Here is a 12,609-nt window from a genome sequence, read left to right as displayed (position 1 = left end):
AGATTAGACAAACTAATAAATAAAACTAAAAGTTTTTTTGATTAAAAACTTCATAATAAAATCCTATCAAATAAATTTTGCTAGGTAATAATATGGAGAGTTTGATCCTGGCTCAGAGTGAACGCTGGCGGCGTGCCTAATACATGCAAGTCGAACGGACAAGTAAGAGCTTGCTCTTATGAGTTAGTGGCGCACGGGTGAGTAATGTATAGCTAATCTGCCCTACACTAGAGGACAACAGTTGGAAACGGCTGCTAATACTCTATACTCCTGTCTTACATAAGTTAGATAGGGAAAGTTTTTCGGTGTAGGATGAGGCTATATTGTATCAGCTAGTTGGTGAGGTAATGGCTCACCAAGGCTATGACGCATAACTGGTCTGAGAGGATGATCAGTCACACTGGAACTGAGACACGGTCCAGACTCCTACGGGAGGCAGCAGTAGGGAATATTGCTCAATGGGGGAAACCCTGAAGCAGCAACGCCGCGTGGAGGATGACACTTTTCGGAGCGTAAACTCCTTTTGTTAGGGAAGAACAATGACGGTACCTAACGAATAAGCACCGGCTAACTCCGTGCCAGCAGCCGCGGTAATACGGAGGGTGCAAGCGTTACTCGGAATCACTGGGCGTAAAGGACGCGTAGGCGGATTATCAAGTCTCTTGTGAAATCCTATGGCTTAACCATAGAACTGCTTGGGAAACTGGTAATCTAGAGTGAGGGAGAGGCAGATGGAATTGGTGGTGTAGGGGTAAAATCCGTAGAGATCACCAGGAATACCCATTGCGAAGGCGATCTGCTGGAACTCAACTGACGCTAATGCGTGAAAGCGTGGGGAGCAAACAGGATTAGATACCCTGGTAGTCCACGCCCTAAACGATGTATACTAGTTGTTGCTAAGCTAGTCTTGGCAGTAATGCACCTAACGGATTAAGTATACCGCCTGGGGAGTACGGTCGCAAGATTAAAACTCAAAGGAATAGACGGGGACCCGCACAAGCGGTGGAGCATGTGGTTTAATTCGAAGATACGCGAAGAACCTTACCCGGACTTGATATCTAACAAATCATCTAGAGATAGAAGAGTGTCTGCTTGCAGAAATGTTAAGACAGGTGCTGCACGGCTGTCGTCAGCTCGTGTCGTGAGATGTTGGGTTAAGTCCCGCAACGAGCGCAACCCACGTCATTAGTTGCTAACAGTTCGGCTGAGCACTCTAATGAGACTGCCTTCGTAAGGAGGAGGAAGGTGTGGACGACGTCAAGTCATCATGGCCCTTATGTCCGGGGCGACACACGTGCTACAATGGCATATACAATGAGAAGCAATATCGCGAGATGGAGCAAATCTATAAAATATGTCCCAGTTCGGATTGGAGTCTGCAACTCGACTCCATGAAGCCGGAATCGCTAGTAATCGTAGATCAGCCATGCTACGGTGAATACGTTCCCGGGTCTTGTACTCACCGCCCGTCACACCATGGGAGTTGATTTCACTCGAAGCCGGAATACTAAATTAGTTACCGTCCACAGTGGAATCAGCGACTGGGGTGAAGTCGTAACAAGGTAACCGTAGGAGAACCTGCGGTTGGATCACCTCCTTTCTAGAGTACATATAGATATTCTCTCACAAGATATCTATAAGAAAGATATTCTCAATCATCCTTGTTTAGTTTTGAAAGATTGATAGACCTATAGGGGCCTATAGCTCAGCTGGTTAGAGTGCACCCCTGATAAGGGTGAGGTCACAAGTTCAAGTCTTGTTAGGCCCACCAGAGAATTTAATTGGGGAATTAGCTCAGCTGGGAGAGCGCCTGCTTTGCACGCAGGAGGTCAGCGGTTCGATCCCGCTATTCTCCACCATAAAATAGTTTAACTATATTAAGTCTAATTAGAGAGCTTAAAAATTAAACTTTCTAATTAGACTTTTGTCTAAATGTTCTTTTAATTAATATTGTTAATAGTCACAAGCAAGTTTTAAAAACAATTTTACAGGACTTGTTAAAGATTTAAATTTCTATTCTCTTTGCATTTAATGCAAAAGTTTGACATCACAATCTATTTAGGATTTAAAACTTATCTAAATAGTAGTCAATGCTTTCCGTCTTGAGAGCTAGAATTTAAATACAGTAACATAAAGTTATCTTTAACAAGGAAGTGATGCGAATTAGAATAATCTAATATAGAAAAGGTAAGCTACAAAGAGCAAGTGGTGGATGCCTTGGCTAGTAGAGGCGATGAAAGACGTGCCAGGCTGCGATAAGTCTCGGGGAGCCGTCAAGGGGCTTTGATCCGGGAATTTCTGAATGGGGCAACCCAGTTAAGCGCGAGCTTAACTACCTAATATGGAGCGAACGAGGGGAATTGAAACATCTTAGTACCCTCAGGAAAAGAAATCAAAAGAGATTACGCTAGTAGCGGCGAGCGAACGCGTAAGAGGGCAAACCGTTAGTTTACTAACGGGGTTGTAGGACTGCAATATAGACTAAACTTAGCTAATAGAATAACCTGGAAAGGTTGAGCGTAGAGGGTGATACTCCCGTATATGAAAGCTTTGTTTTACTTAGCAGTATCCTGAGTAGGGCGGAACACGTGATATTCTGTCTGAAGCTGGGTAGACCACTATCCAACCCTAAATACTACTACTAGACCGATAGTGCACAAGTACCGTGAGGGAAAGGTGAAAAGAACTGAGGTGATCAGAGTGAAATAGAACCTGAAACCATTTGCTTACAATCATTCAGAGCCCTATGATTTATCAGGGTGATGGACTGCCTTTTGCATAATGAGCCTGCGAGTTGTGATGTCTGGCGAGGTTAAGGAAACCCGGAGCCGTAGCGAAAGCGAGTCTTAATAGGGCGTTTAGTCAGACGTTGCAGACCCGAAACGATGTGATCTATCCATGAGCAGGTTGAAACCGGTGTAAGAGCCGGTGGAGGACCGAACCCGCTAGCGTTGAAAAGCTATGGGATGACTTGTGGATAGGGGTGAAAGGCCAATCAAACATCGTGATAGCTGGTTCTCTCCGAAATATATTTAGGTATAGCGTCATGTAGTAACACTAGGGGGTAGAGCACTGAATGGGCTAGGGCATACACCAATGTACCAAACCCTATCAAACTCCGAATACCTAGTGTGTAATCATGGCAGTCAGGCGGCGAGTGATAAAATCCGTCGTCGAGAGGGGAACAACCCAGACTAACAGCTAAGGTCCCTAAATCTCATTTAAGTGGAAAACGATGTGGAGTTACTTAAACAACCAGGAGGTTGGCTTAGAAGCAGCCATCCTTTAAAGAAAGCGTAATAGCTCACTGGTCTAGTGATTCTGCGCGGAAAATATAACGGGGCTAAAATGAGTACCGAAGCTTTAGACTTAGTTTTACTAAGTGGTAGGAGAGCGTTGTATTTGCGTTGAAGGTATACCGGTAAGGAGTGCTGGAGTGAATACAAGTGAGCATGCAGGCATGAGTAGCGATAATTGGGGTGAGAATCCCCAACGCCGTAAACCCAAGGTTTCCTACGCGATGCTCGTCATCGTAGGGTTAGCCGGGTCCTAAGCAAAGTCCGAAAGGGGTATGCGATGGAAAATTGGTTAATATTCCAATGCCAACTATAATGTGCGATGGAAGGACGCTTAGAGTTAAGCAAGCTAGCGGATGGTAGTGCTAGTCGAAAGGTGTAGGTTAAGATCCAGGCAAATCCGGATCTTTTTAAGCCGAGACCCCACAGGCGTTTGAAGTTCTTCGGAATGGATAGCGAATTGCTGATACTGTCGAGCCAAGAAAAGTTTCTAAGTTTAGTTATAGTTGCCCGTACCGTAAACCGACACAGGTGGGTGGGATGAGTATTCTAAGGCGCGTGGAAGAACTCTCTTCAAGGAACTCTGCAAAATAGCACCGTATCTTCGGTATAAGGTGTGCCTAACTTTGTGAAGGATTTACTCCGTAAGCATTGAAGGTTACAACAAAGAGTCCCTCCCGACTGTTTACCAAAAACACAGCACTCTGCTAACTCGTAAGAGGATGTATAGGGTGTGACGCCTGCCCGGTGCTCGAAGGTTAATTGATGACGTTAGCTCTGCGAAGCGTTTGATCGAAGCCCGAGTAAACGGCGGCCGTAACTATAACGGTCCTAAGGTAGCGAAATTCCTTGTCGATTAAATATCGACCTGCATGAATGGCGTAACGAGATGGGAGCTGTCTCGAAGAGGGATCCAGTGAAATTGTAGTGGAGGTGAAAATTCCTCCTACCCGCGGCAAGACGGAAAGACCCCGTGGACCTTTACTACAGCTTGACACTGCTATTGGGATAAAAATGTGCAGGATAGGTGGGAGGCTTTGATCCATAGACGCCAGTTTATGGTGAGCCATTGTTGAGATACCACTCTTTTTTATTCTGATAGCTAACTAGCTTGAGTTATCCTCAAGTAGGACAATGTCTGGTGGGTAGTTTGACTGGGGCGGTCGCCTCCCAAAATGTAACGGAGGCTTACAAAGGTTGGCTCAGAACGGTTGGAAATCGTTCGTAGAGTATAAAGGCATAAGCCAGCTTAACTGCGAGACATACACGTCAAGCAGAGACGAAAGTCGGTCTTAGTGATCCGGTGGTTCTGTGTGGAAGGGCCATCGCTCAAAGGATAAAAGGTACCCCGGGGATAACAGGCTGATCTCCCCCAAGAGCTCACATCGACGGGGAGGTTTGGCACCTCGATGTCGGCTCATCGCATCCTGGGGCTGGAGCAGGTCCCAAGGGTATGGCTGTTCGCCATTTAAAGCGGTACGCGAGCTGGGTTCAGAACGTCGTGAGACAGTTCGGTCCCTATCTGCCGTGGGCGCAAGAAGATTGAGGAGAGTTGACCCTAGTACGAGAGGACCGGGTCGAACCAACCACTGGTGTACGAGTTGTTCTGCCAAGGGCACCGCTCGGTAGCTATGTTGGGATGTGATAACTGCTGAAAGCATCTAAGCAGGAAGCCAACTCCAAGATGAATCTTCTTTTAAGAGCTCATATAGACTATGTGTTTGATAGGCTGGGTGTGTAATGGATGAAAGTCCTTTAGCTGACCAGTACTAATAGCTCGTCTGCTTATCTTTTAATAAGCATCACTTCCTTGTTAAGGATAAAAACTTAATAAGATATGTTTTTATAAGACTTTGTTTATGACTTTTAACTTTATCAAGTAGTGTTAAATAAGAGATTTATCTGATATATTTTTTATTTAACACTGCCCGTGACTATACAGACGAGGAAACGCCTTGCTCCATCTCGAACCAAGAAGCTAAGCTCGTCCTGGCTGATGATACTCTCCCTTACTGGGATGTTGGAAAAGTAGGTCGTTGCGGGCTTTGTTAATTTTTAATCTTCTTTATCTAAACAATCTTCTTTTAATATTTTTTTAATTTATAACAAAATATCAAATCTAAAATTTATTTATATTTTTAAATAATTAGACTTTTTATCTCTATGTTTATAAATATCTTTTAGTTTATGCTTTTATACAAGTGTTGACTAAAAACACCAAATATGATAGACTCCAAACCCAAATTTACCCAAAAAGGACAAAAAATGAAAAAGATTATATTCTCACTATTAGCAGCAGCTTCTACATTACTAGCAGCCATAAATTTAAACACCGCCACAAAAGAAGAGTTAATGAGTTTAGATGGTATAGGTTCTTCAAAGGCAGATGCAATAATAGAGTATAGAAAAGCGAATAAATTTAACTCAATAGAAGATATAAAAAATGTAAATGGTATAGGCGATAAGACATTTGAAAATTTAAAATCAGATATATCAGTATCAGGCACTACAAAGATAGATGACACAAAATCTAAAATAAAATCTAAAAAAGATGAGATAAAAGAAAAAGCAAGTAAAAAGAGTGATGAAGTAAAAGAGAAAAAAGATAGTGCTAAAGATAGTGCAAAAGAAGTCAAAGATAAGAAAGAAAAGCTAAAAGATAAAGCAGAGAAAAAGAGTAAAGCTAAAAAAGAGAAGAGCAAAGAGTAATAAATCTAGAAATTTATAAAAATTCTTACATAAAGTATATAAAAATAGTTAGGAGCGCATAGCGTTCCTAATAAAAAATAGATTGGTTTTTATATATTTGCCTACTTTTTAAATTCTATAACTTAGTTTGTCAACTTTTTAAATTTTTATAGATTAATAAGTTCATCCAATAGATCTTGTAAAGTAATGTTTCTTAAACTATCCTCTAAAGCTTCTTGTGCTTTTAGGAAGTGACCAGTTAAGAGTCCCTCGATCTTGCTACCAAGTGGGCAGGCTTTAGGTGAGTCAGAGTGGATCTTGAAAAGTTTTTCTTTATCATTTACTGCGTTAAAAATTTGAAGGAGGGTTAGATCTTTTGGCTCTTTCGCAAGACTCACACCACCAACTCCGGCTGCGACATTTACGAGCCCTGCAGCCTTTAGAGTGCAAAGCAGGCGCCTAACTATGACTGGATTTGTATTTATACTACCTGCTATAAATTCGCTCGTAACTTTCTCGTCTTTGAAAAAACAAGCTGCTAAAACTACATGGATCGCGGTTGAAAACTTAATCCCTATTTGCATGATCGTCCTTGAAATTTTTTCTGATTATACTTTAAATTTTTACTAAAAGAAGTTTATTTTTTAGTTTAGATTTGACAAGCTAGCTTTTTGTACCAGCTATGTCAAATCTATAATTTCATGCTCGCTCGCCAACTGCTGTGAAGCGTTTTTGTATAAAATTTTTGTTTTTTAGCTCGTCTATGATCGCAAGCACAAGGTCTGCATAACTTATATAGCTCTCATTTTTTGAGTTTAAGATGAGGTTATCTCCACCAAGCACGTATTTACCAGTACGAGCACCATTTGCGTCGTAGTCGCCTGCTGGGCTTACGTATGTCCAAAGCAAATCGCTCCTACCTTTTAGCTCAAAATAAGACTCCGTAGTCGCTTTTGCCACGCCCATATATGCAGCCGGAAAGTCTGGCGTATCCATCACCATTGTGCCCTTGTCATCAACAAATAACGTACCAGCGCCGCCAACTACGATAAGCCTTGTGCTAGCGCCTTCTAGTAAATTTATAAGGTGAGCGGCCACTTTTTTGTGAAGTGGGAAGGTTTCTTCACTCCATGCTGCAAATGCACTGATAACAGCATCAAAGCCTGCTAGATCAGCCTTTGTAAGCTCGAAAATATCTTTGTAAATAACCTTTACACTCGTATTTTTATACTCTTTATTTCTTTAGAGCCAGCTTGGTTTTACGTCATCAACTATCACGCCGTCGCTCATTGTGTATTGCTCTAGGCTACCGCGTTTTGTCTGGATGCAGATCATTTTGATGCCGTTTTTGCCAGCTTTAAAGCACCTTTTGCCATCTGGATCTATGCGCACCGCGTCGCCTTTGCTTACTTTTATTACTTCGCCATCGATGAAGAGCTCGCCATCGCCATCAGTGATGATGTAAAGCTCCTCGTTTTGCTTGTGCGCATGGACAAATGGCACGCTCACATTTGCTGGAAGCTCGTTTATAGATACTTCACAGCCAGTTAAATTTAAAGCCTCTTTTAGCTCGACTCTTGGCGCATTTGCGATCTTTGCAACCTGATAATTTTTCATTTTGTTCTCCTTATTTTTTGTTGTAATCTTTTTTATTATAACTGATGAGCGAAGTATAATACTTTTTTGTTGTAATGTCAAGAGTTACAACAAAAATTTATCAAAATTTGCAAATTTAGGCTAAAATTTACGAAAGATTTATGATAACTTGGAGTTAAAATTTGCAAAATAACGTCTTTAAGACGCTAAAGAGCATAGCGACCGAGCACAACAAAAAGCTCATTTTGACCTTTGCTTTGGTGCTAGCAGAGAACGGACTTTTTCTGGCATACCCAATATTTGCGGGCTTTGCGATCAACGCAATCATGCAAGGAAACACGTCAAATGCCATCGTTTATGCATTTTTTGTGCTCATAGCGTGGCTTGTAGGAGCCGTTAGACGCCGCGTGGATACGCAAGTTTTTGCAAATATCTACGCAAAGCTTGCTGTAAACGTCATCATGAATGAAAAACAAAATGCCAAAGATGATTCCGCTATCATCGCCAGAGTAGCGCTCTCGCGAGAGTTTGTAAATTTCTTTGAGACGCATTTTCCTATGTTTTTTACATCGGTTATTTCGATCATTGGCTCAGCGTTTATGCTCATCTTTGTCGAGCCAAAGGTCGCTGTGGCGTGCTTTGCCGTGATGATCTTTTTTCTTATATTTTTGCCAAGATATATCAAGAAAAATGACGACCTTTATCTTCGCTTAAATGACCGCCTAGAAAAAGAGGCAAAGGTGATAGGTGTTTTTAACAAAAGCACGCTAAATAGGCACTACGATGTCGTTTCTAAATTTCGTATAGCGATCTCAAATAGGGAGGCAATGAGCTATTTTATCATCGGTATTAGCGCTTCGCTGCTCTTTTTGGTGGCGATAATAGTGCTAAGCTCGCAGCAGACAAATGCCGGCCACATCTACTCTGTGATGACCTATATATGGAATTTCGTCATCAGTCTTGACGACTCGCCAAAGCTCATCGAGGAATTTTCAAATTTAAAAGATATAGGTAAGAGGATCGACGCCCAAAAGAAGGACAAAGATGCACAACAAGAGCGTTCTTAGAAATTCATTTTTTCTAATTTTCACGTTTATGATAGTTGAGGCCGTTTTTGGCTTCGTTTCAAACTCGCTTGCACTCATTAGCGACGCATTTCACATGCTCTCAGATGCTGCGGCTCTCTTTTTGTCGCTGGTTGCTTTTAAGATCGCAGAAAAAAGGGCAAATTTGCAAAAGACCTTTGGCTACAAAAGGGTCGAGATCATTGCCGCTTTCATAAATGCGCTGGCCCTTATTGCACTCGCCGTCTTTGTCGTAGTCGAAGCTATCATCAGACTTTTTAGCGAGCCGGAGATCAAAGCTGAGACGATGCTTGTTGTTAGTATTTTGGGGCTTATGGTAAATTTAGTCGTGGCTGTTTATATGCATAAAAGCGCTGATACAAAAGAAAATTTAAATATGAAAGGTGCTTATTTGCACGTGCTTGGCGACACGCTTGGCTCAGTTGGCGCCATCGTCGCGGCGCTTCTTGTGATGAAATTTAACTTCACGCAGGCCGATAGCATCGCAAGCATCTTTGTTTCGCTACTCATCATAAAAAGTGGCGCTAGCTTGCTAAAAGATAGCTTTAATATCCTGATCGAAGCCGTGCCGCTTAAGCTTGATACGGATGAAATTTTAGGCGTTATAAAGGGCGTAGATGGCGTTAAAATCGTGCATGACCTGCATATATGGGCGATAAATGCTGGCACAAACGCGCTCATAGCCCACGTGGTGGTGGATGATGCTTTAAGCGTGGCTGAAATTTCAAAGATGATAAAGCGCATCGAACACGAGCTTTCTCACGCAGGCATCGGCCATGTCACGCTTCAGTTTGAGAGCGAGAGCCTTGGGCACAAAGCTGGTCTCATCTGTGAGCTAAATGACGATGAAGGACATGAGCACTTTGGACATTGTCATTAAGATTTTTGAGAATAGAGCCAAGTTCTATTGGCGGGCTTATGATAAAAATATATTTATTGGCATTTAAATCAACTTTAGGCAAAATAAAGCCCAAAATTTAGTAAAAAGTAAAGCTTATATGAAAAACATCAGAAATTTTAGCATCATCGCTCATATCGACCACGGCAAAAGCACGCTTGCTGACCGCCTCATACAGGAGTGTGGCGCCGTCAGTGACCGTGAGATGAGCAGTCAGATCATGGATACAATGGATATCGAAAAAGAGCGTGGCATCACGATAAAAGCCCAGTCTGTGCGCCTAAACTACGCACTAAATGGCGAAAATTTTGTTCTAAATTTGATAGACACTCCGGGTCACGTCGACTTTAGCTACGAGGTGAGCCGCTCTTTGGCTAGTTGTGAGGGCGCACTGCTAGTCGTGGATGCTAGCCAGGGAGTGGAGGCACAAACCATTGCAAACGTCTATATCGCACTTGAAAATAACCTAGAGATCATCCCAGTCATCAATAAGATCGACCTACCTGCGGCTGATCCTGCTAGAGTAAAGGACGAGATCGAGCATATCATCGGTCTTGACTGCTCTGGAGCGATTGAGGTGAGCGCAAAAAGCGGCATCGGCATAAAAGAGCTGCTTGAAGCGATTATCACGAGGATCCCTGCGCCAAATGGTGATGCAAACAAGCCCACAAAGGCACTTATTTATGATAGCTGGTTTGACAACTATCTTGGCGCACTTGCTCTTGTACGTGTATACGACGGTACTATCTCAAAAAATGATGAAATTTTAGTCATGGGAACAGGCAAAAAGCACATCGTGCTCGATCTCATGTATCCAAATCCTATCGCTCCTATAAAGACAAAGAGTCTTTCTGCTGGCGAAGTAGGCATCGTTGTACTCGGACTTAAAAATGTTAGTGACGTCCAGGTGGGCGATACGATTACGCAGGCTAGAAATCCATTAAAAGAGCCAGTAGGTGGCTTTGAGAGGGCTAAGCCGTTTGTTTTTGCTGGACTTTATCCGATCGAAACTGATAAATTTGAAGATTTGCGTGACGCACTTGATAAGCTAAAGCTAAATGACAGCTCGATAAGTTACGAGCCAGAGACCTCGGTCGCGCTTGGGTTTGGCTTTAGGGTTGGCTTTTTAGGTCTTCTTCACATGGAGGTCGTCAAAGAGAGGCTGGAGCGTGAGTTTGACCTTGATCTCATCGCCACAGCGCCAACTGTGACTTATGAAGTCATCCAAACTGATGGACTAAATTTAAAAATCCAAAACCCAAGCCAGCTGCCACCAGTCAATAAAATAGACTCGATCCTTGAGCCATACGTGAAGGCTACCATCATCACACCAAGTGAGTTTTTGGGCAATATCATCACGCTTTTAAACAACCGCCGTGGCATACAAACAAAGATGGACTACATCACGACTGATCGTGTTTTGCTTGAGTATGACATACCGATGAACGAGATCGTGATGGACTTTTACGACAAGCTAAAATCAAGCACCAAAGGCTACGCGAGCTTTGATTATGAGCCTAGTGACTACCGCGTGGGCGATCTAGTAAAGCTTGATGTCAAAGTGGCTGGTGAAACGGTCGATGCACTCTCTATCATCGTGCCTGAGAGCAAGGCGCAGACAAAGGGCAGGGACTTTGTAAAAGCAATGAAAGAGATCGTGCCTCGTCAGCTCTTTGAAGTAGCGATACAAGCTAGCATCGGCAATAAAATAATCGCTCGCGAAACCGTGAAATCAATGGGTAAAAACGTCACAGCCAAGTGCTATGGTGGCGATATTACACGTAAGAGAAAGTTGCTTGAAAAGCAAAAAGAGGGTAAGAAACGCATGAAGGCGATAGGAAAGGTGAATTTGCCGCAAGAGGCGTTCTTGTCCGTCTTAAAAATAGACTAGAGGCTTATCTTTTGTGCCCTTTTGAAAGAGTTAGTGAAATTTTGGCTTGATGAACCGCATGTTCTATCTGCATCAAAATTTCACGTAACAGCTTTCAAAATCATCACAAAATATCTCGCCTTATTGCTAGGCGGTGATACGTCCGCTTTTGGTTTTTGTTTTTGATTAAATTTTAAATACTAAATTTACAAAAAGGAGCACTATGCCATTTGTGAAAATTTGCGTGACAAAAGAGGGTGATAGCCCAAGCGTGGAGCAAAAAGAGAAGATGATAAGCGGAGTTACAAAGCTAATAAGCGAAATTTTAGGTAGAAGCGCTCAAAATACCGTTGTCATTATCGATGAGATCGATATGAATAACTACGGCATCGCAGGCGAGAGTGTGAAAAATCTCCGCAAAAAACAAAAAGAGCAAAAGGAAGTAAAATGCTAAGAACGACATTACTAGCAGTTTTTGTAGCTATCTTTCTAACTGGTTGCGTGGCTAAAGCTAGCCTTTGTCTATCGTGTGAAGGAATAGATGGTGTACAAAGTGCGAGCATAAACAGCGAAGATAAGATGTATTTTGAAGAGGTTATGAGGATCCCAGCTGACTGCAGTGCTTGCAAAGGCAGGGGCGATGGTCTTTTTATAAATGGTGTTAAATACAAAAGTGATGTAGCAATAAATTGCTGCTTGGAAAAAAATATGATCGATACTAATGTTGGATTAAAAAAGGTTTATTTCCACAGGATCGTCGATGCTAGAAGTAGTGCTAGATCTATATATTACACAGGTGTTGAAGGAAATACTGCAGTTTTTAACTCAAACCCACGCCTTGAAGTACTTTTTTACATGTTTTTGCAGCGTGAGTTAAATTCTCGTGGAATCGTTGTTGTCGATACTCAAACATCACCTTATACGTACAGGCTTGATTTTAGATTTGACGAACTTAGAGGAAGCTATTCGGGAAGTTCAGAAATTTTAAATGGACATCTAAATGGGCTTCTTATTCTTTCAAATATAAATTTCAAAAAAACGTTACCTATCTCGACTAGGCACCATGTGGAGAAGTTAGAAGCGTCAGAGTCTGGTCAGTTTGACTTTTTTATCGCACTTTTAGTTAAACAAGCCGCGATAAAAGTAGCCGATGAGATCACTAAACTTTAAAAGGAA

General features: G+C 42.2%; 9 protein-coding genes, 2 tRNA genes and 3 rRNA genes. 11 read left to right on the top strand and 3 right to left on the bottom strand.

Annotation, left to right across the window (positions count from 1 at the left end; translation table 11 throughout):
* Window positions 1–89 precede the first annotated feature (89 nt).
* From G5B98_RS05260 to G5B98_RS09640, 6 genes are all read left to right on the top strand, one after another.
* Window positions 90–1,600: ribosomal RNA gene (locus G5B98_RS05260) — 16S ribosomal RNA — on the top strand.
* Between the two features lie 94 nt (window positions 1,601–1,694).
* Window positions 1,695–1,771, top strand: a tRNA-Ile gene (locus G5B98_RS05255).
* Window positions 1,772–1,783: 12 nt separating this feature from the next.
* Window positions 1,784–1,859 (top strand) — tRNA-Ala (locus tag G5B98_RS05250).
* 326 nt (window positions 1,860–2,185) lie between these two features.
* Window positions 2,186–5,089: ribosomal RNA gene (locus G5B98_RS05245) — 23S ribosomal RNA — on the top strand.
* A gap of 133 nt (window positions 5,090–5,222) precedes the next feature.
* A 5S ribosomal RNA gene (rrf, locus tag G5B98_RS05240) occupies window positions 5,223–5,341 on the top strand.
* Together the 16S, 23S and 5S rRNA genes with 2 tRNA genes alongside form the textbook arrangement of a ribosomal RNA operon.
* Window positions 5,342–5,561: 220 nt before the next feature.
* Window positions 5,562–6,005 carry a ComEA family DNA-binding protein gene (locus G5B98_RS09640; RefSeq protein WP_084110099.1) on the top strand — a complete coding sequence of 148 codons (444 nt, stop codon included), beginning with the start codon at window positions 5,562–5,564 and terminating at the stop codon, window positions 6,003–6,005.
* A gap of 146 nt (window positions 6,006–6,151) precedes the next feature.
* On the opposite strand, the gene G5B98_RS05230 is transcribed toward G5B98_RS09640, so the two are convergent.
* The 3 genes from G5B98_RS05230 to G5B98_RS05220 all read right to left on the bottom strand — a co-directional run bounded on the left by G5B98_RS05230 (window position 6,152) and on the right by G5B98_RS05220 (window position 7,601).
* Complete coding sequence (locus G5B98_RS05230) at window positions 6,152–6,568, bottom strand: Rrf2 family transcriptional regulator (RefSeq protein ID WP_196086249.1); 417 nt, start codon at window positions 6,566–6,568, stop codon at window positions 6,152–6,154.
* Between the two features lie 115 nt (window positions 6,569–6,683).
* Window positions 6,684–7,190, bottom strand: a complete 507-nt coding sequence (locus G5B98_RS05225; RefSeq protein ID WP_346265384.1) for an NAD(P)-dependent oxidoreductase — start codon at window positions 7,188–7,190, stop codon at window positions 6,684–6,686.
* A 36-nt stretch (window positions 7,191–7,226) separates the two neighbouring features.
* Entirely contained in the window at window positions 7,227–7,601 is a 375-nt protein-coding gene (locus G5B98_RS05220) for a cupin domain-containing protein (RefSeq protein WP_103572310.1), read from the bottom strand.
* A 161-nt stretch (window positions 7,602–7,762) separates the two neighbouring features.
* Here G5B98_RS05220 and G5B98_RS05215 point away from each other — a divergent pair, with 161 nt between their 5' ends.
* The 5 genes from G5B98_RS05215 to G5B98_RS05195 all read left to right on the top strand — a co-directional run bounded on the left by G5B98_RS05215 (window position 7,763) and on the right by G5B98_RS05195 (window position 12,603).
* The gene (locus G5B98_RS05215) at window positions 7,763–8,647 is read left to right on the top strand and encodes an ABC transporter six-transmembrane domain-containing protein (protein WP_196086248.1); all 885 of its coding nucleotides are present in this window, start codon (window positions 7,763–7,765) and stop codon (window positions 8,645–8,647) included.
* Window positions 8,625–9,545, top strand: coding sequence for a cation diffusion facilitator family transporter (locus tag G5B98_RS05210; protein WP_196086247.1), 921 nt, complete (start codon window positions 8,625–8,627; stop codon window positions 9,543–9,545). The genes G5B98_RS05215 and G5B98_RS05210 overlap by 23 nt, the downstream gene beginning before the upstream one ends.
* Before the next feature lie 118 nt (window positions 9,546–9,663).
* On the top strand, window positions 9,664–11,454 hold the full coding sequence (gene lepA / locus G5B98_RS05205) for a translation elongation factor 4 (RefSeq protein WP_084041104.1): 1,791 nt from the start codon (window positions 9,664–9,666) through the stop codon (window positions 11,452–11,454).
* Window positions 11,455–11,656: 202 nt separating this feature from the next.
* A complete protein-coding gene (locus tag G5B98_RS05200) occupies window positions 11,657–11,887 on the top strand; it encodes a 2-hydroxymuconate tautomerase family protein (RefSeq protein ID WP_151227830.1) in 231 nt (76 codons plus the stop codon).
* The gene (locus G5B98_RS05195; RefSeq protein WP_107697641.1) at window positions 11,881–12,603 is read left to right on the top strand and encodes a hypothetical protein; all 723 of its coding nucleotides are present in this window, start codon (window positions 11,881–11,883) and stop codon (window positions 12,601–12,603) included. The genes G5B98_RS05200 and G5B98_RS05195 overlap by 7 nt, the downstream gene beginning before the upstream one ends.
* Window positions 12,604–12,609: the final 6 nt, after the last annotated feature.

The sequence above is a fragment of the Campylobacter concisus genome, assembly GCF_015679985.1.
GTDB classification, from domain to species: Bacteria; Campylobacterota; Campylobacteria; order Campylobacterales; family Campylobacteraceae; genus Campylobacter_A; species Campylobacter_A concisus_AC.
Note: the sequence above shows the minus strand (reverse complement) of the source record. Positions and strands in the feature narration are given on the sequence as shown.

Coding starts and splice junctions, on each gene's coding strand:
- G5B98_RS09640 (WP_084110099.1), top strand. CDS start 5,562: ATGAAAAAGATTATATTCTCACTATTAGCAGCAGCTTCTACATTACTA.
- G5B98_RS05230 (WP_196086249.1), bottom strand. CDS start 6,568: ATGCAAATAGGGATTAAGTTTTCAACCGCGATCCATGTAGTTTTAGCA.
- G5B98_RS05220 (WP_103572310.1), bottom strand. CDS start 7,601: ATGAAAAATTATCAGGTTGCAAAGATCGCAAATGCGCCAAGAGTCGAG.
- G5B98_RS05210 (WP_196086247.1), top strand. CDS start 8,625: ATGCACAACAAGAGCGTTCTTAGAAATTCATTTTTTCTAATTTTCACG.
- lepA (WP_084041104.1), top strand. CDS start 9,664: ATGAAAAACATCAGAAATTTTAGCATCATCGCTCATATCGACCACGGC.
- G5B98_RS05200 (WP_151227830.1), top strand. CDS start 11,657: ATGCCATTTGTGAAAATTTGCGTGACAAAAGAGGGTGATAGCCCAAGC.
- G5B98_RS05195 (WP_107697641.1), top strand. CDS start 11,881: ATGCTAAGAACGACATTACTAGCAGTTTTTGTAGCTATCTTTCTAACT.